At 48.0% G+C, this 19,968-nt stretch carries 17 protein-coding genes and 1 other RNA gene (1 of these 18 only partly in view); 16 read left to right on the top strand and 2 right to left on the bottom strand.

Annotation, left to right across the window (positions count from 1 at the left end; translation table 11 throughout):
* Positions 1-14: 14 nt before the first annotated feature.
* Positions 15-908, bottom strand: coding sequence for a LysR family transcriptional regulator (locus MHB46_RS13590; RefSeq protein WP_341162591.1), 894 nt, complete (start codon positions 906-908; stop codon positions 15-17).
* A 201-nt stretch (positions 909-1,109) separates the two neighbouring features.
* Here MHB46_RS13590 and MHB46_RS13585 point away from each other — a divergent pair, with 201 nt between their 5' ends.
* The 4 genes from MHB46_RS13585 to MHB46_RS13570 are packed head-to-tail and all read left to right on the top strand — an operon-like array spanning position 1,110 to position 6,256.
* The gene (locus tag MHB46_RS13585; RefSeq protein WP_341162590.1) at positions 1,110-2,108 is read left to right on the top strand and encodes an ABC transporter ATP-binding protein; all 999 of its coding nucleotides are present in this window, start codon (positions 1,110-1,112) and stop codon (positions 2,106-2,108) included.
* A 20-nt stretch (positions 2,109-2,128) separates the two neighbouring features.
* Entirely contained in the window at positions 2,129-3,199 is a 1,071-nt protein-coding gene (locus MHB46_RS13580) for an ABC transporter substrate-binding protein (protein ID WP_341162589.1), read from the top strand.
* A 4-nt stretch (positions 3,200-3,203) separates the two neighbouring features.
* On the top strand, positions 3,204-4,874 hold the full coding sequence (locus MHB46_RS13575) for an ABC transporter permease (protein ID WP_341162588.1): 1,671 nt from the start codon (positions 3,204-3,206) through the stop codon (positions 4,872-4,874).
* Positions 4,871-6,256, top strand: coding sequence for an MBL fold metallo-hydrolase (locus MHB46_RS13570; protein WP_341162587.1), 1,386 nt, complete (start codon positions 4,871-4,873; stop codon positions 6,254-6,256). Before MHB46_RS13575 ends, MHB46_RS13570 begins: the two co-directional genes overlap by 4 nt.
* Before the next feature lie 14 nt (positions 6,257-6,270).
* Here the strand turns inward: MHB46_RS13570 and MHB46_RS13565 are convergent, their stop codons facing one another.
* Positions 6,271-7,431: a S8 family peptidase gene (locus MHB46_RS13565; RefSeq protein WP_165179799.1), complete on the bottom strand. Its 1,161-nt coding sequence runs from the start codon at positions 7,429-7,431 to the stop codon at positions 6,271-6,273.
* A gap of 405 nt (positions 7,432-7,836) precedes the next feature.
* Between MHB46_RS13565 and rpoE the strand changes: the two genes are divergently transcribed.
* From rpoE to recR, 12 genes are all read left to right on the top strand, one after another.
* Positions 7,837-8,388, top strand: a complete 552-nt coding sequence (gene rpoE, locus MHB46_RS13560; RefSeq protein WP_013308216.1) for a DNA-directed RNA polymerase subunit delta — start codon at positions 7,837-7,839, stop codon at positions 8,386-8,388.
* Positions 8,389-8,790: 402 nt separating this feature from the next.
* Positions 8,791-10,392 carry a CTP synthase gene (locus MHB46_RS13555; protein WP_341162586.1) on the top strand — a complete coding sequence of 534 codons (1,602 nt, stop codon included), beginning with the start codon at positions 8,791-8,793 and terminating at the stop codon, positions 10,390-10,392.
* Positions 10,393-10,605: 213 nt separating this feature from the next.
* Complete coding sequence (locus MHB46_RS13550) at positions 10,606-10,974, top strand: response regulator (protein ID WP_013308218.1); 369 nt, start codon at positions 10,606-10,608, stop codon at positions 10,972-10,974.
* Positions 10,975-11,221: 247 nt separating this feature from the next.
* The gene (gene fba, locus MHB46_RS13545; RefSeq protein ID WP_013308219.1) at positions 11,222-12,076 is read left to right on the top strand and encodes a class II fructose-1,6-bisphosphate aldolase; all 855 of its coding nucleotides are present in this window, start codon (positions 11,222-11,224) and stop codon (positions 12,074-12,076) included.
* Positions 12,077-12,303: 227 nt separating this feature from the next.
* Complete coding sequence (locus MHB46_RS13540; protein ID WP_250267150.1) at positions 12,304-13,557, top strand: UDP-N-acetylglucosamine 1-carboxyvinyltransferase; 1,254 nt, start codon at positions 12,304-12,306, stop codon at positions 13,555-13,557.
* A 259-nt stretch (positions 13,558-13,816) separates the two neighbouring features.
* Entirely contained in the window at positions 13,817-15,154 is a 1,338-nt protein-coding gene (rho, locus tag MHB46_RS13535; protein ID WP_069290792.1) for a transcription termination factor Rho, read from the top strand.
* Between the two features lie 102 nt (positions 15,155-15,256).
* Entirely contained in the window at positions 15,257-16,528 is a 1,272-nt protein-coding gene (locus MHB46_RS13530) for a radical SAM protein (protein ID WP_165179800.1), read from the top strand.
* A 157-nt stretch (positions 16,529-16,685) separates the two neighbouring features.
* Entirely contained in the window at positions 16,686-16,883 is a 198-nt protein-coding gene (gene rpmE, locus MHB46_RS13525) for a 50S ribosomal protein L31 (protein WP_165179801.1), read from the top strand.
* A gap of 111 nt (positions 16,884-16,994) precedes the next feature.
* Positions 16,995-17,261, top strand: an RNA gene (gene ffs / locus MHB46_RS13520) — signal recognition particle sRNA large type.
* Positions 17,262-17,419: 158 nt separating this feature from the next.
* Positions 17,420-19,171: a DNA polymerase III subunit gamma/tau gene (gene dnaX / locus MHB46_RS13515; RefSeq protein WP_134904825.1), complete on the top strand. Its 1,752-nt coding sequence runs from the start codon at positions 17,420-17,422 to the stop codon at positions 19,169-19,171.
* A gap of 43 nt (positions 19,172-19,214) precedes the next feature.
* Positions 19,215-19,526 carry a YbaB/EbfC family nucleoid-associated protein gene (locus MHB46_RS13510; RefSeq protein ID WP_013308226.1) on the top strand — a complete coding sequence of 104 codons (312 nt, stop codon included), beginning with the start codon at positions 19,215-19,217 and terminating at the stop codon, positions 19,524-19,526.
* A 27-nt stretch (positions 19,527-19,553) separates the two neighbouring features.
* On the top strand, positions 19,554-19,968 hold the 5' portion of the coding sequence (gene recR / locus MHB46_RS13505; RefSeq protein WP_103050204.1) for a recombination mediator RecR. Its footprint extends 185 nt past the window's final position; the window shows 415 of its 600 coding nt (coding positions 1-415); its start codon is at positions 19,554-19,556; its stop codon lies beyond the right edge, outside the window.

Genomic DNA, 19,968 nt, shown 5'->3' with positions numbered 1-19,968 from the left:
ATGACAGGTAAGATTTAATCTTGGTTCCATGATAAATATTCGGTGAATCTGTGAATGAGCGCCGAGCGATGGCGGTCTTTGTTGCTGACCATATAGATGTACCGCTCAACAGACTGCCCCGGAATAGGTCTTACAACCAGTAAGCCCCGCTCAACCTCTGACTGAACGGCAATGCGAGAGACAAAGGAGATGTGTTCTCCCAGCATAACCGCCTGTTTGATGGCTTCCAGTGAATCCAGCTCCAGATAGGAAGGAAGTCGCCGACTCCCACGCTCCAGCCATTTGTCGGTCACGTGGCGTGTGCTGGATTCCTTGCCATGTAATACGAAGGAGGAAGAAGCGATAAGCTCGGGTGTCAAATCGGTTTCGTTGGCGAGCGGATGAGTGGGTGAGCAGATGAGCATCAATTCATCTTCGCCCAAGGATTCGGAGAGTAGCGTTGGGGATTGAAACGGCTCTGCCGAAATGATGCCAAGGTCAATTTCGTGGCGAGCGAGCATGTCCTTGATCACGGGCGCTGTTTTCACGGACAAGGCGATGTGAATGCCCGGATGCTCACGGGCAAAACGGTGCAGCACAGCAGGAAGCAGGTAGGTAGCGGGTACATAGCTTGCGCCAATACGTATACTTCCCCGCTGGAGCGTATGGAACTCGCGGACGACTCGCTCAGCTTCAGCAGCCAGTGCATTAATTTTGGTGGCATAGTGCAGCAGCGCATTTCCAGCATCCGTCAGGATGATTTTGCCCATACGTGTGTCAAACAGCTTTACTCCGAATTCACGCTCGAGATTTTTCATATGAAAAGTAACGGTGGGTTGCTTTAGGCCAAGAAGCTCGGCTACCGTGGTAATTTTATGATGCTTATTCAGCAGCTCTACAATATGTAACTTTAGAAGACTTAAGTTCACTTAGAATGCCTCGCTTTCAGGTTAATCGAATAATCACCTTATTTCTATGGGTAGCAGCATCAATCCCCTCTATATAGATTAAATCTATGAGTGTTAACACAATTCATTGAAATAATTAATTTTGTTTTAACTTTCCAATAACACAGGTTGCGAATTCAAGTTTTACACTGGGGTCAGTCAGAAGAACAGGCAGGTAATGCGATGAATCAGGATCTATATATTCACGGATTAAGTAAAACCTTCAGCCAAATAACCGCGCTGCATGAGACGAATCTGGTAGTACGACGGGGCAAATTCACAACACTGCTCGGACCGTCCGGCTGTGGGAAAACAACGCTCTTGCGCTTGATTGCTGGTCTGGAGACACCGGATACCGGCACAATCACGATGGGAGAGGAAATTCTTTTTTCGGCAGAACGCAAAAAGGATATTCCCGCCCATCTCCGCCACTTTGGCATGGTCTTTCAGGATTTCGCGTTATGGCCGCATATGACAGTGTTTGAAAATGTGGCCTTCGGCCTGCGTGCGGGCAAGCGAGGGAAAGGGTTCGCCAGCGTACGAGACAAGGAACTGCGGATCGCGGTGCTGGAGGCGCTCGATATGGTCAGATTGTCAGGGATGGAGGATCGGTATCCTCATCAGCTGTCCGGTGGCCAGCAGCAGCGGGTTGCCTTTGCAAGAGCGGTTGCTATCCGGCCTCGACTTGTGTTGTTCGACGAGCCACTCAGTGCGCTGGATGCGGTGCTACGGGAGGAGATGCGCATTGAGATGCTATCGCTTGTGCGCGATCTGGGGCTGACCGCCCTATATGTCACCCATGATCAGATCGAGGCCATGTCCATGTCTGATGAAGTGGTTGTTATGAAAAGTGGGCATATTTTGCAGACCGGAACACCGGAGGTGATCTACGGTTGCCCAGCTCATCCAGAGGTGGCGAGGTTTATTGGAAAATCCAACTGGCTGGAGCCGGAACGGACACTATTTCGTCCTGAACATGTGCGTTGGGAACAGGAGCAAGCGGATCAGCATGCTTTTACAGTAGAGATCCTGCATGTCAGCTATGTCGGCGATCGTTATGAAATTCGTATACTAGCCGAGAACGGCGAGCAATGGACTGCATATCATTCCATCCGCTTGCCCATAGGTCAGCAAATGCACATTTGGGTATCACCGCAACACATCCACCAACTTGAAGCATAGGGAAAAGGGGTATATATAAGATGATGAATAGGCATGTTTTTCGTACAGGATGGAAAAAAGGGACGATGCTCGCATTAACATTGACTTTTGGACTCGCTGTGGCGGGTTGCGGAACAGCAACGCCATCCAAGGATGGGGTGCCAGCTAATGGATCAGCAGGACAAGCTGAGGCGGCATCCACCGATCAGAAGCTGGTGGTCTACAGCGCAGGCCCGGATGGACTGGCGAAAAAGCTGGTAGCAGGGTATGAGGCGCAGAGCGGAGTTAAGGTAGAGTTGTTCCAGGGAACGACAGGAAAAATTTTGGCCCGCATGGAAGCCGAGAAGACGAATCCGGTAGCGGACGTGGTTGTGCTAGCATCTCTTCCGTCTGTACAAGGCTTGAAAAAGGAAGGACTTACGCTGCCTTACCCGGATGCCAAGAACGCAGACAAGCTAAATCCAGACTGGTCCGATAAGGAGGGCAACTACTTCAGTACCAGTGCTTCTGCTCTGGGCATTGCGTATAACACGAAGCTGGTGAAAACACCACCAACCTCATGGGCTGATTTGGCGAAGCCTGAGTACAAGGATCAGGTTAATATTCCCGATCCATCCCTGTCCGGCTCAGCGTTGGATTTTATGACTGGCTATCTGAGCGCCAAGGGCGATGGAGGCTGGACGTTGTTCGAGCAGTACAAGGCTAACGGTGTTGCTATGGCTGGTGCCAATCAGGAAGCGCTGGACCCCGTGATTACCGGAGCTAAAGGTGTAGTCGTCGCTGCGGTCGATTACATGACCTACAAGGCTAAAGCCAAAGGTGAGCCGATTGATATCGTCTATCCGACAGAGGGGACAGTCATCAGCCCACGTCCTGCCGCAATTCTTAAGTCAACGCAGCATGAGCAGAATGCCAAGGCATTTATTGACTATCTGTTGTCGGACGAGGCACAGAAACTAGTAGCTGATGCCTCTTTACTCCCGGGCCGCACGGATATCAAAGCCGACAAGCGTGCCAACCTGGACGAGATCCCATTGCTGAAGACCAATTGGGAATGGATGGGCGAGCACGGATCAGACGTGACAGAGAAGTTCACGCAAATGTTCAAATAAGCCGATGGGAGGCTTATCCGTTAAAAACATCAGAGCGTGGTGTTTGACGCTGGCTCTAATCGCGCTTCTTTTCCTAATTGTGATGCCGTTGCTGCAAATCTTTATCCAAAGTGTATATGTTGATGAAAAATTTCAATGGGATGCACCTTTTCGAACGTTAGCTGCTTCACCATTTGCGGGAGTGCTGTTCAGCTCGATTTGGCTAGGCATCTGTGTGATTGCAGGAACGACGGTACTTGCACTTCCGCTAGCCTGGATCATGTCCAACACTCGTCTTGCACACTGGCGCTGGTTGGATGTTGTTCTTCTGATTCCGTTTATGACCCCGCCCTATATCGGGTCCATGGGCTGGATTTTGTTTATGCAAAAAAACGGATATCTGGAGCAATTGTTCCCGGACCTGCATTTCTTAACGCCGTCCTTCTTTAGTCTTGGTGGCATGGTGATGATTATGAGTCTGCATCTGTTTCCATTCCTGTATCTGCTGCTGCGCGGGGCGCTGGTGAGGATTGGCGGGAGCCTGGAAGAGGCGGGAGCCGTAATGGGCGGCGGCTTTCTGTACAGGTTCCGTCGAATCATTTTACCGCTGCTGCTTTCAGCTTACGGAATGGGTGCGTTGCTCATTTTCGTTAAAACAATTGCCGAGTTTGGCACCCCCGCTACCTTTGGGCGACGTATCGGGTATGAGGTCATGACTTCGGAAATTCACAAATATATTTCCAGCTGGCCCATAGATTTTGGCAAAGCGACGTCAATGGCCTCGGTGCTGTTAACCGCCTGCCTGCTCATGTGGTATGCGCAATCGGTGATCAACCGAAAGTTTACGTACAGGCTGGTAGGTGGTAAAGGTTCGCGTCCGTCCCGTCTTCGTATATCCGGCTGGACTACGGGGCTGAGTGTTGCATTCATTCTATTGTTGCTCATTGCGTCCATTGGCATTCCTTATTTTTCAATTCTTTCAGCCTCGACGATGAAGCTGAGGGGAATTGGGCTTGCCTGGGATAATTTGACGCTCGACTCTTACAAGGAACTGCTGTCTTGGGGATCAGAGAGCATGGAGGCGCTCCTGAACAGCGTGTTTCTCTCTTTGGGCGCATCGACGCTTGCTGTGGCGCTGGGCACTTGGTATGCGCTTGTCATTGGCGGCTCACGCACAAGAATCCAACGGACGGTTGATGCATTTAGCTTGCTTCCGAATACGGTGCCGGGAATTGTTATGGTGGTCGGCCTAATTTTATGGTGGAACTCGCCATGGATGCCGATCCCTTTATATAACACATACGGCATGGTCATTCTGACGTATGTTATCTTGTTTGTTCCTTATACGGTGCAGTATGTCAAAAGCGCCTTTACACAGGTGGACACGGGCCTTTTTCAGGCGGGACAGGTATTTGGCGGCCGACCGTCTTACATATTCCGCCGGATTGTACTGCCGCTGATTGTACCGGGAATGCTCGCTGGTTGGATGATGACATTTACGATCGCTTCACGCGAGCTGGTAGGATCGTTGCTGATTTTGCCGCCATCCGTTCAGACGTCTGCAACCTACATATTTGCACAATTTGAGCAGGGACAGGTGTCACTTGGGATGGCGATGGCCGTCATATCGGTCGGAATGACCACACTGCTGCTGATCTTAATCGAAAGCTTAAACTCGCAAAGAAAGTGGAAATGATCATGACCAAGCTTAGGATTTGGGGAGGAGCGGGCGAACATGGCCGCTCCTGCTATGTTTTTGAAGGAACGCAGCATCGCGTCATGCTGGATTGTGGCGTGAAAAAGGAAGGAACCGGACAATATCCGGTTTTTCCGCCGCAAAATGCGGAGACACTGACCACTGTATTGCTGTCACATGCACATGAGGATCATTCCATGGCGCTCCCCTTACTGTACAAGTATGGATACCAGGGGGAGGTCTGGACGACCAAGGCCACCGCTGAGCAGTTAGGCTCCTATTTTCGCTCCTGGCATACTTATGTTGAATCGAGAGGAGCCGACTTGCCATACGACGAACAGGATATCCAATCCATTGCTTATCGCTATCTAGAAGATGAAGCGCCAGCAGGAGAATGGATTGAGGCTTGTCTGGGTGTGAGAATCATGTGGGGACGCAGTGGACATTTGGCTGGTGCAGTGTGGTATGTGGTAGAAATGGAAGGGAAGCGGTTGTTTTTTTCTGGAGATTACAGCCGCGAATCTGAGCTTCTTGCTGCCGATGCGCCAGACTTGGGTGTTGGGGAGGGGCTGCATGACCTACCTGAATGGAAGTCAGAGCCCAATCTAGCGGACATATCCATTATGGACAATGCCTATGGCATGGATATAGACCCGCAGCCTGTTAAGCTGGAGCGGCTGAGGGTCGAGATGGAGCGGATATTATGGTCTGGAGGTCATGTGTTGTTGCCGGTGCCTGCCTTTGGCAGAGGACAGGACATGATCGTATGGGCTAGCGAGCAATTCCCTGAACAGGCAATGATTGTAGAGCACGACATATGGCAGGGATTGAAACAGTTAAACCGCTGGAAAGAATGGCTGCGTCCAGAAGCCCCGGCGCGAATAAAACATGTGCTAAACAGTGACAGGGTCTTCGTGCCTCGTGATGCTGCGGAACGAGTGAGTCTGCTGGAACAGAACCCAACGGCTATTATCATAACAAGAGACGGCATGATGGATTCCCCACAGGCGCGTTGGTACTATCAGTATCTTTCGGATAACCGCAACATGGGGGAGGGTGAAGATAGCGGAGAAAGCATTAGCAACAGTGTTATATTGACCGGACATGCTCCACAGGGCTCTTTTGGCAAACATCTGTTGGAACGTGCGGATGAAAATAACAACTGTGTAGCTCGGCATTTGATTTATAAGGTGCATCAGGGATTATCAGATGTGCGGCAAATGCTGAAGGAGCTGCCTAGCAAACAGGTTGTACTCGTTCATGCGCCGAAGCTGCAGACCGACCTGGTACGAGATGAGTTGATAAGAGAAGGAAATAGTGGATGTGAAGGTCCTGCCAGAAAAGTTCACTCTCTGGAGCCGGGCGCTACACTAGAGGTTTAGCATCACAATATCATTCACTTTGTGCCCTCCTGCATCAATCGGAAGGCATCGACTTCTCCAAGTTTGGTCGAGATAGAGCTCCGTCCGGCGCTTTTACGCAGACGAAGCGGTGTGGCGGTACGCTTAAGCAACGCCTTGATTTCTCCAGGCCCCAGTTCCGGCCTCAGTGAAAGGAGAAGTGCGATGCTTCCGGTCACATGGGAAGTAGCCATAGAGGTACCGCTCATTTCGTGATGCTTGCCATGGATCCAGGAGGATGTGATCTTTTCGCCAGGTGCGTACACGTCTACAAATTGCCCCCGGTTGCTGAAAGGCGCGATGCGTCTGTATTTGTCGGTAGCCCCCACTGAAATCGTCTGAGAATAGCGGGCTGGATAGTCAATACTTCGGCGCTTGCCCTCATTTCCCGAGGACGCTACAATCACAATGCCGTTATGATATGCTTTATTCACCATATCAAGTAGTGCCTTGCTGCGCGACTTCATACCAAAGCTCATATTGATGATATCGACACGATTTAATACACACCAGTCGATACCAAGGATGATATCGGAGACGTAGGCGGCTCCATTATGATCAAATGCTTTTACGGGATGAATTAAAGCCCGTGGTGCTACGCCGACCATACCTTCGTCATAGTTGGACGCCGCGATAGTTCCAGCAATATGAGTACCATGGCCGTTATCGTCATAGGGTAGCATGGTTCGGTTAAGCAAATTAATACCTCTGGCGAGAGAATGACGAAGATCAGGATGTTGAAAATCCGCTCCTGTGTCGATCACACCGATTCTGACCCGATTCCCTGTCGAGGAAGGCCAAGCCTTGTATGCACGTACCTGTTTGACTCCCCATGGCATGGAAAGGTTCTTTTCTGCTTTTGGTATATGAGCAGTTTCAGCGTGGACCTTCATGCGGGTATCTTCTTCAACGGTGACACCGTTGTGATATTTGCCCAGCCTGTCTCCCCCTGAAAGCGGAGCGATTAAAGCACGGATTAGTCGGGCCGGTTGTACTTGCCGTAATCCCGCAAGCTCGGGTTTCAGCTTCCTGAGATAGGACAGGCATTCCCGGTATTGGTGAGGCTTATCGAACGTGATGATCTGTTTGTTCCGTCCACTGCCGGACGGCTCCGAAATACCCTCATGCAAACGCTGCAAAAAATCCGGATAGTCCATTTGAGACGGTCCCCCTCCGATGAGCCATGCTGAGGTATTGTATGAGCAAGCGTCAACTGCGGCATGGGAAACCTGCCCCTTTTTTATGGAAATAGGCCTGCTTGTCGTGTCAAAGTGGCCGTGGACACATACGATACATGGAGGGCATAAAGCTCTTGTGCAACAACTTTGGGGGGTTCTCCCGGAGCGGGTACAGTCGAAGACGGGGGGAACCCCGTCTTTTTATGTATGCCGTCTTGTTTAGAGGGATATTCCTGGAAATTATGATGATACCCATCTTTAACTTGCAATTTGCTTCCAAATAGGTTTTACTTAGTTTTGATAATGGATATGTTAGTATTGCATGTATCGTGTATGCTCTGAAACATGTTCTTGTGAATTACGTGTGAGAGGAAGTGTCCCTAGGTGAGTACCCCACTCAACTTGAAGATTGACCCGGAGAAAGTCCACGAGACTCCAATGGTGGATTTGGCATTTATGGTATTGAAAGCAGCCAATACTCCGTATTATTACCGTGACCTGATGAAGGAAGTCGCCAAATTGCGTGGCTTTTCCGACGAAGAAATTAATGACGTTATTGCTCAGCTATATACTGAAATCAACATTGACGGGCGTTTTGCCTGTGTCGGTACGAATCTGTGGGGCTTGAAACGTTGGTATCCGGTAGATAAATCCGAAGATGCCCTGACAGGCGCCAAGCGTCCTCGTATTATTAACGACGAAGACGATGACGATGAAGATGACTATCATGAGGAAGAAGAAACATACAACTCTGATGACGACTTCGATGCAGATAGCGAAGACGAGGATGGCGAAGATGAGCTGTTCGACGGAGAAGAAGATGATGATGATAGTGATGAAGACGTGGTTATAGACGATGAAGACCTCAGTGATGAGGAAGATTCAGAAGATGAAAACGACGATGAGTCGACGGAAGACGACGATTCGCTTCGTTAGGAACAGGCTGCAAGGGGAGATGCGTTCTCCCCTTTTTCATGACCGTTTTCTTGAAAACATCTTCTGATTTAAAGCTTTCAGGTGGATTCTCTCCAATCTGGTTCAATGGACAAATTAACACGGATAACTTCCTTGACAGCGGATTGGACACGGGGTAAACTATTGCTTGGGCTTATGATTGATTCACTTATATGTTTGCTTTTTGTATAAAAGTGCCCCGTACTACGGGAGTGCTTTTTTGTTTTTTATAGGGGTGTTTTCACTCATGAAAGAGGGCTAAGGGCGGCGGACATGGAAAATGATTCCGCTGCCTTCTTCATGGATGATAATCCGTGCAAACGGGTTACGATAACATCATAATGTCGCCTGAATTTTGCATCTTATCTAGGAGGGTTTTGAACAGTGACAAAGTATATTTTTGTGACAGGCGGGGTTGTGTCTTCCTTGGGCAAAGGGATTACGGCAGCTTCACTGGGGAGGCTTTTGAAGAACAGGGGACTGAAGGTAACGATTCAAAAATTTGATCCTTACCTGAATGTCGATCCGGGTACGATGAGTCCTTACCAGCACGGTGAAGTGTTTGTAACGGATGATGGTGCGGAAACGGACCTTGACTTGGGACACTATGAGCGCTTTATTGATATTAATCTGTCCAAGAACAGCAATGTCACAACAGGCAAGGTATATTCCAGCGTAATCAGCAAAGAGCGTCGCGGAGAATATTTGGGCGGTACGGTGCAGGTTATCCCTCATATTACGAACGAAATCAAGGAACGCGTGTACCGTGCAGGCCGTGAAGCAGGTTCGGACGTAATTATTACAGAAATCGGCGGTACTGTGGGCGATATTGAAAGCTTGCCATTTTTGGAAGCTATTCGTCAGCTCAAAAGCGAAGTTGGGCGCGAGAATGTGATGTACATTCACGTAACACTCATTCCTTATATTAAAGCTGCTGGTGAGGTTAAAACCAAACCAACTCAGCACAGTGTAAAAGAACTGCGCAGTATCGGTATCCAACCGAATGTCATTGTTTGCCGTACAGAGCATGAACTGTCCTCCGATATGAAGGCTAAAATTGCATTGTTCTGCGATATTGATGCGAATGCAGTGGTAGAATGCCGCGATGCTTCAACCCTCTACGAGGTTCCGTTGAACCTGCGTGAAGAAGGCTTGGACGAAATCGTAGTTAACCACCTCAAGCTGACAACACCTGCACCAGATATGGCCGAATGGGAAGGGTTAGTTGATCGAATCAGCAAGCTGGATAAAAAGGTTGAGATTGCCATTGTTGGTAAATATGTTGCGTTACATGATGCGTACTTAAGTGTGGTTGAATCGCTTTCTCACGCTGGATTTGATGCGAATGCAGACGTGAAAATCCGTTGGGTGAACGCTGAAGAAGTGACGGACGAGAACGTAGCTGACATGCTGGGCGGCATTGGCGGCATTCTCGTACCGGGTGGCTTCGGCGATCGCGGAATTGAAGGCAAAATTAGTACCATTCGTTATGCACGGGAGCAAAAAATTCCGTTCTTCGGCATTTGTCTGGGTATGCAGGTATCTGTCATTGAGGTTGCCCGTTCTCTGGCTGGTCTCGAAGGAGCCAACAGCTCGGAAATTAACCCGGCTACTGATTATCCTGTCATCGATTTGCTTCCTGACCAAAAAGACATCGAAGATTTGGGCGGTACGATGCGTCTTGGCTTGTATCCATGCAAACTGGTGGAAGGTTCCCTGGCTTCGGCTTGCTACAACGACGAGCTGGTGTACGAAAGACACCGTCATCGGTACGAATTCAATAACGAATATCGTGAAGTTATTGAAAAAGCGGGTCTTCGTATTTCCGGTACTTCACCGGATGGACGCTTGGTGGAAATTGTGGAGCTCCCTGAGCATCCGTGGTTCCTGGCGGTACAATTCCATCCAGAATTTACTTCCCGTCCGAATCGTCCACAGCCTTTGTTCCGTGAATTTGTAAAGGCAGCATTGCAGCTTCAAGGTTAATGCTATGGCTTGTAAGACCTCCTCAGGGAGGTCTTTTTTTATCCCATGCTTCCTGATTATGAAAGAATATTCCACAATTATGTATAAGAGCAGGATTTTCTTTTTGCAGGAGCGAATATAGTTTTAGGTATGGGACGGATATTGTACGTCATCGGACGCTGTTATGGCAATAGCTGCATGATCCTCGTTTTAAGATCTTAGGAGGTTAAAACATTGGAAAAGAAGAAAGTATTAATCGTCGATGACCAGAATGGAATACGGATTTTACTGATGGAAGTGTTCGGAAGTGAGGGTTATGAGACCTTTCAGGCGGCGAACGGGAAAATTGCACTTGAAATTGTTGAGAAGGAACCACCTGATCTGGTTCTGCTCGATATGAAAATTCCAGGTATGGACGGACTCGAAATTCTGAAGCATCTAAAAACCATGAATCCTGATATCAAGGTTATTATGATGACAGCATATGGAGAACTGGACATGATTAAAGAGGCGACGGAGCTAGGTGCGCTAATGCATTTTACCAAGCCCTTTGATATTGACGAAATGCGGATCGCTGTGAACAAGCAACTCAGAGGTGATTAGGTGAGTCACTATGGTTGAGAACTCTGTTAACACAACAGGGTTTTTTGTTTGTGATTATGGGAAATACTGAAAGTAAATCCTCTCCTTATACAATTCTATGGAAAAACGGCGTCCTGGGCGTGATTTTTGTATGTGTTGATATGCAAAAGCTTGTTTAGTATTTAACATGGGTTGTGGTATAATAAGCCCGTATGTGATGTCGGCTAAAATATAGACAAACCCAAACACCTTTAGGAGGACTGTAACCATGCCATTGGTATCTATGAAAGACATGTTGAACAAAGCACTCGAAGGAAAATATGCAGTAGGTCAATACAACATTAATAACCTGGAGTGGACTCAAGCTATTTTGGGCGCTGCTGAAGAAGAAAAATCCCCAGTAATCTTGGGCGTTTCTGAAGGCGCAGCACGTCACATGGGCGGATTCTACACTGTTGTTAAAATGGTAGAAGGTCTTATTCATGACATGAAAATCACCGTTCCAGTTGCGATCCATTTGGACCACGGTTCCAGCTTTGAAAAATGTAAAGAAGCTATCGACGCTGGTTTCACATCCGTTATGATTGACGATTCCCACAGCCCGATCGACACAAACATTGCTACAACGAAAAAAGTGGTTGAATATGCTCATTCCAAAGGCGTTTCTGTTGAAGCTGAAGTTGGAATGGTTGGCGGTCAAGAGGATGATGTTGTCGGCGACGTAATGTATGCTAAGCTGGACGACTGTCTGCGTATCGTTAATGAAACAGGTATCGATACACTGGCACCTGCACTGGGTTCCGTACACGGACCTTACAAAGGCGAGCCAAACCTCGGATTTAAAGAAATGGAAGAGATCTGCAATGCAATCAAACTTCCACTCGTTCTGCACGGTGGTACTGGTATCCCAACACATGACATTAAAAAAGCAATCTCTCTGGGAACTTCCAAAATCAATGTAAACACTGAGAACCAAATCGTATTTGCGAAAGTAGTTCGTGAAGTGCTTGCTGAGAAACCGGATGCTTATGACCCACGTACATTCATCGCTCCAGGTCGTGAAGCGATTAAACAAACCGTTATCGGTAAAATTCGTGAGTTCGGTTCCAACAACAAAGCGTAATAATGAATCAAACTGGTCGTGCGTCTGCACGGGCTAGATGTATTTCTTAGTTGTAGCTGTAGTTCTGCTGCACAAAATATTTAAATCTGTACAGTTGAATAGTTTGGTATGGAAAGCACACCGCTTAGCCGGTGTCTTTCCATTTTCACCACTAAAAAAGTTAAAAGTTTATGATTTGAGATTATTGTTTGACCGACTGCAAAACACGTAGGGGGACCCTCAAGCTTATGGAAAAATTGATGATCACCGGTGGACGGCCGCTTCAAGGTACAGTTTCCATCAGCGGTGCCAAAAACAGTGCCATCGCCTTGATTCCCGCAGCCATTCTGGCAGAGTCGGAAGTCATTTTGGACAATTTGCCACTGTTGAGTGATGTGGCGGTGTATTCCGAAATACTGGAGGAACTTGGTGCAACGGTTACCTGGGAAGGTAGCCAGATGAAAATAGATCCATCCTCCATTAAATCCATTCCTATGCCGAATGGGCCTGTTAAGAAATTACGAGCCTCTTATTATATGATGGGAGCCATGCTGGGCAGATTCAAGGAAGCGATCATCGGTTTGCCAGGAGGGTGCAATTTCGAACCCCGGCCCATTGATCAGCATATCAAAGGTTTCGAAGCGCTGGGTGCCACGGTAACGAACGAGCACGGCGCTATTCATTTGCACGCCAAAGAACTGCGCGGAACTAAGATTTATTTGGATGTTAGCAGCGTAGGCGCTACCATTAATATTATGCTGGCGGCTGCACGTGCCAAAGGCGCCACAATTATCGAAAATGCGGCTAAAGAGCCTGAGATTATAGATGTAGCAACTCTTTTAAACTCGATGGGGGCTATTATTAAAGGTGCCGGTACGGAAACGATTCGAATTGAAGGTGTGTCGGAGCTGCATGGCTGCCGTCATTCCATCATACCTGACCGTATACAAGCGGGCACATATATGATTGCTGCTGCGGCAACCCGTGGAAATGTACTGATTGACAATGTAATCCCCAAACATATGGAGGCTCTCACTGCAAAAATGCAGGAAATGGGCATCGGCATCGAGGAATATGATGAAAGTATTCGCGTACTGGGTACACCTTCCTATGAACATGTCGACGTTAAAGCCTTGATATACCCCGGATTCGCTACAGATTTACAATCTCCCATGACCAGCTTGCTTACGCAAGCGCAGGGTGTCAGTGTATTGAGCGATTTTGTGTACAGCAATCGTTTTAAGCACGTCCCTGAGCTGGTGCGTATGGGGGCTAAAATTCGCGTAGAGGGTCGGTCTGCCATTATAGAGGGTGGTCAACTGAATGCAGCTAAAGTAAAAGCGGCAGATCTGCGCGCCGGAGCGGCCCTTGTCATTGCTGGACTTACAGTAAGCGAAGGTGTAACTGAGGTGACGGGTGTCGAGTACATTGACCGTGGTTATGATCACCTTGTTTCCAACCTGCGTCTTTTAGGTGCGGATGTATGGCGGCAGACTGAATAATTAAACCATGCAATTTTTTCGAACTCCCGGAACGAAAGCAATAGAACGGGCAACACCTATGCAGCCGCTGCTTGATACAAGATTGTGGTTCATACCTAACAATCTTTTATCGGAAAACCGGAATAATTCGGTATAATTCAGGCAGATGGCTGCATAACTTTATTTGTTTTGGTTAAAATTATGTTAATGGTGTTTATGATATCATTGTCTATCATTTAGATGTATGAATGGACTTAATAATTGAATAGGTGGTTATTATATGGATCTGCAAATTTCCGATCTGGAAGAAATGAAGCTGACCGACCTGTACAAGCTGGCCAAGCAATACCAGATCCCGTACTACGGAACGCTCAAAAAGAAAGAATTAATATTCGCGATCCTGCGCGCACAAGCTGAGAAAAGCGGATTGATGTTTATGCAGGGGGTTCTGGAAATCCTTCCCGAAGGTTACGGCTTTCTGAGGCCGATCAATTATCTCCCGAGTACCGAAGATATTTACATCTCTGCTTCACAAATCCGCAAGTTTGACTTGAGAACAGGCGATCTTGTTTCCGGTAAATGCCGAACGCCAAAAGAGAATGAACGATATTTTGGATTGCTTCAAGTTAACGCCGTCAATGGAAGAAGTCCTGAGCAAGCTGCTGAGCGGCTACATTTTCCTGCACTGACTCCACTGTATCCGCAAACCAAATTAGTCCTTGAAACTTCCCCCAACCATTTGTCTACGAGAATTATGGATGTACTGGCCCCTGTCGGACTTGGACAGCGCGGACTCATTGTAGCACCTCCCAAAGCTGGGAAGACGCTTCTCCTCAAAGAAATTGCCAATAGCATTTCTACTAACAATCCCGAGATCGAGCTTTTTGTCTTGTTGATTGATGAACGCCCCGAAGAAGTGACTGACATGCAGCGTTCTGTTAAAGGTGAAGTTGTGGCCTCTACATTTGACGAACTTCCTGAAAATCACATTAAAGTGGCAGAACTCGTGTTGGAGCGTGCGCTGCGTCTCGTAGAACATAAAAAGGATGTTGTCATCCTGTTGGATAGCATCACACGTTTGGCTCGTGCGTACAATCTCGTTATCCCTCCTTCTGGTCGTACTTTGAGCGGGGGTATTGATCCGGCGGCATTTCACCGTCCAAAGCGCTTTTTTGGTGCGGCTCGGAATGTGGAGGAAGGCGGTAGCTTGACGATTCTTGCTACAGCGCTGATTGATACGGGATCACGCATGGACGATATCATTTATGAAGAGTTTAAAGGTACAGGCAACATGGAGTTGCATTTGGACCGCAAGCTGGCAGAACGTCGTATCTTTCCTGCGATTGATATTCGTCGTTCCGGCACACGCCGTGAGGAAGTGTTGTTGAACAAGGAAGAATTGGATACCATCTGGGCCATTCGTAAAAACATGACGGAAAGCCATGATTTTGTGGAAGGCTTCCTCAAAAAGCTGCGTAATAGCAAAACTAATGCTGAGTTTTTGGCTTCGTTTGATTTGACGGCACCTTCTTCCAGTAGCTCGCAAAGCAGTTCTGGTGGGCAACAACGGAGAACTGCGCGTTCTACCACAGCGTCAGTCCCGGCCACAACCAACTAAAACCCATTCATGTATTTTATCTGTTCCGTAAGTACACAGTCGTTACCATTCATTTTGTTTTTGTTAATGGCGTAGGCTTAACGGAGCGAAAGGAGCTCCATAATGTATTTGGTGTATGCCGACGAAAAAGGCAATGTATATGATCATGCTTCTTTGTATGGGCTTGCCCGTAGTGCAGACATGATTGTTGAAATCATGGAGGATGAGCTTATTCCGTTACCGGAAGGAGCTACATTGGTAAGCCTGCCCAGCACTCGCCCGGTCGGTATGAACCCTGAAACAGGGGAAATGGTTTCTCTTCCCGGAGATATGCAAGCAGTAGGGGCTTTATTGCCGCAAGGTTTTACGCGCTTGTGCCTGCCGGGATATGTGAAGACCGATAAGGAGTACAAACTTCCCTTGTTCGGTTATTCGGCCGTAGTCTGGAAAGACGGGGCATTTTATGTAACGGCAGAGCAGAGTGACAGTCCATCCAAGTGGAATCCGGAAAACTGTGACCGTCATCAAGTTAAACTGGGTGTTCAGCGGATGACGGAGCAATATCCCGAAAATAGGCTGTACCAACATTTGTCTAACTGTGCGCTGGGCTACGAATGTCTTACTTCCTCGAACACATTCCTGAATCGCTGGGAAGGGGGAGTTCCGGTATCCTATTCGTGTAATGCGGGTTGCTTTGGCTGTATATCTGAACAGCCGGATGACAGTGGCTTTGTATCTCCGCAGACAAGAATGAACTTCCGTCCCCGTGTCGAAGAAATTGTAGAAGTTATGCTGGAACATTTGAAGACACCGGAGTCCATTATCAGTTTTGGCCAGGGTTGCGAAGGTGAGCCTTCCACACAAGCCAAACTGATTATTGATTCGATCAAAGAGGTGCGCTCCATTACCGATATGGGATACATCAATATCAATACGAATGCGGGATTGAGCGATCATATCCGGGGAATCGTGGATGCGGGTCTTGATCTGATGCGCGTTAGTACCATTAGTGCACTGGACGATCACTACAATGCGTATTACAAGCCGCGCGGCTACACGTTGGCTAATGTGGAAAAATCACTTCGTTATGCTTCTGAGCAGGGAGTATATACGTCGATTAACTATTTGATTTTTCCGGGTGTAACAGACCGAGAGGAAGAAATTGAGGCAATGATTGAATTTGCCAAACGTACTAAGCTCAAGCTGATTCAAATGCGTAACTTGAATATCGATCCTGAAAGCTATCTGGAGTTGATTCCGCCTGCTCAAGGTGAGATTCTTGGCATGAAGCAAATGCTTGAGATTTATCGTGAGGAACTGCCTGATGTAGTCATCGGTTCTTACACTCATGTACCGCCACAAGGGCTGGCACGTCCCAAATTTGCCAGGGCCTAAAATGATCAATAGCAACTTGAAACTCACCTATTTTACGCCATCATTGAATGCGGAAAAGAGTTGTTGAAACGCTCATATTCAAGTGCTATAATGTGAACATGTGTTCATACAACTCTGGACTGATAGGACGTTCAGGGCGGAAAGAGGTGAAAGTTCAATGCAACAAGCTATTCAACCAAAATTTAACGTAACTACTGTCACTTGTGCTTGCGGAAATTCGTTTGAAACGGGTTCTGTGAAAGGATCTCTGCGTGTAGAGATTTGTTCCGCCTGCCACCCATTCTTCACAGGCAAGCAGAAATTTATTGATGCTGGTGGACGTGTGGATCGTTTCAAAAAGAAATACGGTATCTAATGGATTACCGCAGGTTATAAAGTTATTAGAGCCCTCTGCAACTTGCAGAGGGCTCTTTTTGTAATAATGTGTATTTGCTTTTTATGCGGCCTTAAGATATACTTATTTTCACCGTGCTAGATGGGGAGGTAGCGGTGCCCTGTAACTCGCAATCCGCTATAGCGAGGTTGAATTCCTGTTAGAGGTGTTGTTGATGTGAGGCTGGTCCCTGCGCACAATGTTGACGGCTGGGTCCTCCGCAATGAGTACTTGTGAACCTGGTCAGGTCCGGAAGGAAGCAGCCATAAGCAAGCCCACTCTTGTGCCGGAGGGTTGCCTAGCCCGAGTTGTTGTTCAGGATTGCCGCTCGGATCACAACGATCAATAACAGGTGCACGGTATATATTAGTAATTAGAACATCTTGGCAATCATTGCGAAGATGTTTTTTTGCGTTTTATAAATTGGAAGGTGTCTGGTTTAGATTCGGACGGGAGTATAGTATAATGAAGTGACCATGAATGGTCATGAAAGTGAATGGGAAAGAGGGTAACGCGCATTGGAACATATAGCGTTGTACCGTGCTTGGCGGCCGCAGGCTTTCAAGGACATGGTAGGACAACAGCATATTATCCAGACATTGCAGAATGCCATCCGCGAAAATCGCACGTCCCATGCCTACCTGTTCAGCGGTCCACGAGGAACAGGTAAGACGAGTGCGGCCAAAATTTTGGCCAAGGCTATCAACTGTGAGCATGGACCTGCGCCGGAACCTTGCAACGAATGCGAAGCCTGTAAACGGATCACGGCCGGAGCGGTCATGGATGTACAGGAGATTGATGCAGCCTCCAACCGGGGCGTTGAAGAGATTCGTGATTTGCGCGATAAAGTCAAATATGCGCCCACAGAAGTGCGGCACAAGGTTTATATCATTGATGAAGTGCACATGCTGACGACGGAAGCGTTCAATGCGCTGCTCAAGACACTAGAAGAGCCGCCGCCACACGTGATGTTCATATTGGCTACGACTGAACCACATCGGATTCCGGCGACAATTATTTCGCGTTGTCAGCGGTTTGACTTCCGGCGGGTATCGCTGGAAGAACAGACGGAGCGGCTTGACCTGATATGTCAACAGGAGAACATACAGGCTGATTCAGATGCACTGCAGTACATTGCGCGTCTTTCAGATGGCGGGATGCGAGATGCAGTTAGCGTTTTGGACCAGATATCCTCGTTTACAGATGGTCGGGTTACTTATCAGCAGGTGCTGGATATGACGGGAGGTATTGCGTCCGAGCAATTCGGTAAGCTTGCCTTGGCATTGCTGAAAGAAGATGTGGGCACGGTGCTCCAAATGATCGAGAACTTTATGCAGGAAGGTAAAAGTGCGGATAAGTGCATGGAGAATCTTCTGTACTATTTCCGAGACCTGCTAATGATCAAGATGGTGCCTCAGGCAACCAAAATGACGGAGCGAGTGCTAGATCCAGAGCGATTTAAGGAAGTGGCAGATGCTTTTACCAAGGAGCAGCTCTTTGCGATGATTGACACCCTTAATCGTTATCAGAGCGAGATGAAGTATGCTGTTCAGCCGCAAACTTTGTTTGAGGTAGCTCTGTTGAAACTATGCAGTATTCCGGGGGAAGCAGGAGCTGTTGTTCAGCCGGCCGCACAGCGCTCTGGTGCTGCAGCTGAGCAGGAAGATGTGGTAATGTTGAAGCGCCAGCTTGCTGAGTTGGAAAAGAAACTGGAGCGCGCGCTGCAAGGTGGATTGGGCGCTGGAGCTGGACAGGAAGCATCGTCGGGCGGCCGTCAGGCTTCGGGGGGTCGTGCCCCTGCTCCGCGGATTTCAGCGCCGGCCAAACTCCCCTCTCAGTTGGATCGCTATATCGCTGAGAAGTCGAGCGAAGCATTTGCAGCAGCGGGGCGTAAGTGGAGTCAGATTTTACAAGGGGTAAAAGAGGCGAAAGTTACGGTTCATGCCTGGTTTATGGACGGTGAGCCAGTTTCTGTGTTAGAGGACAGTGTACTGGTCGCATTTAAGAACAATATTCATCGTGAAACTACCGAAAAGCCTGCCAATAAGCAGGTCATCGAGAAAGTATTGCATGAGCAGTTGGGTCATCCTTATCGTTTAGTAACGATGATGCAAAAGGATTGGAATGCTGCGATTGAAGGAGTTTCCGACCAGCCTGCCGAAGAATTGCAACTGGAGCCGGAGCATGATACGCCGGGAAAGTCCAAGGAGCCCTGGATTGATGAAGCTATTCAACTTTTCGGGGAAGATCTGGTAGTCATTAAAGATTAAATCAAGTGTCTAGATGTATACTTCATTAAAGGAGATGATTGAAATGAACAATATGAACCAAATGATGAAGCAAGTGAAGAAAATGCAGGAACAAATGCTGAAAGCCCAAGAGGAACTTGGCGGAAAAGTAATCGAAGGTACTTCTGGCGGCGGTGTTGTGACGGTGGAGGTAAATGGACATAAAAAAGTGTTGTCCATCACGATCAAACCGGAAGCCGTAGATCCTGATGATGTAGAAATGCTGCAAGATCTTGTGCTGACTGCAGTCAATGATGCTTTGTCCAAAGCAGATGAACTGGCTAATGATGATATGGGTAAATTTACAGGCGGCATGAAAATTCCGGGCTTGTTCTAGTCTGCTGCATAAAGGAGAAACGCGCTATTGTACTATCCGGAGCCGATTGCAAAGCTAATTGATGCTTTTACGCGCCTGCCGGGAGTAGGGCCGAAGACGGCTGCCCGGTTGGCCTTTCACGTACTGAAAATGAAGGAAGATGATGTGATTGACTTTGCGAAAGCGCTGGTCAATGTAAAACGCAATCTGCACTTCTGTTCAGTCTGCGGCAACATTACGGATACGGACCCTTGTCGGATCTGTCAGGATAAGACGAGGGATGCTTCCGTCATTTGTGTTGTTCAGGATTCCAAGGATTTGGTGGCTATGGAGCGTACCAAGGAGTTTAATGGTTTTTACCATGTGCTTCACGGGGCGATATCTCCTATGGAGGGAATTGGCCCTGAGGATATCAAACTCAAGGAATTGCTGAATAGACTCAGTGATGAACGCGTCAAGGAGC

Source organism: Paenibacillus sp. FSL H7-0703, assembly GCF_038003485.1.
GTDB lineage: Bacteria > Bacillota > Bacilli > Paenibacillales > Paenibacillaceae > Paenibacillus > Paenibacillus polymyxa_B.
The sequence above is the reverse complement of the archived record's forward strand: the minus strand, read 5'-3'. Positions and strand labels throughout refer to the sequence as shown.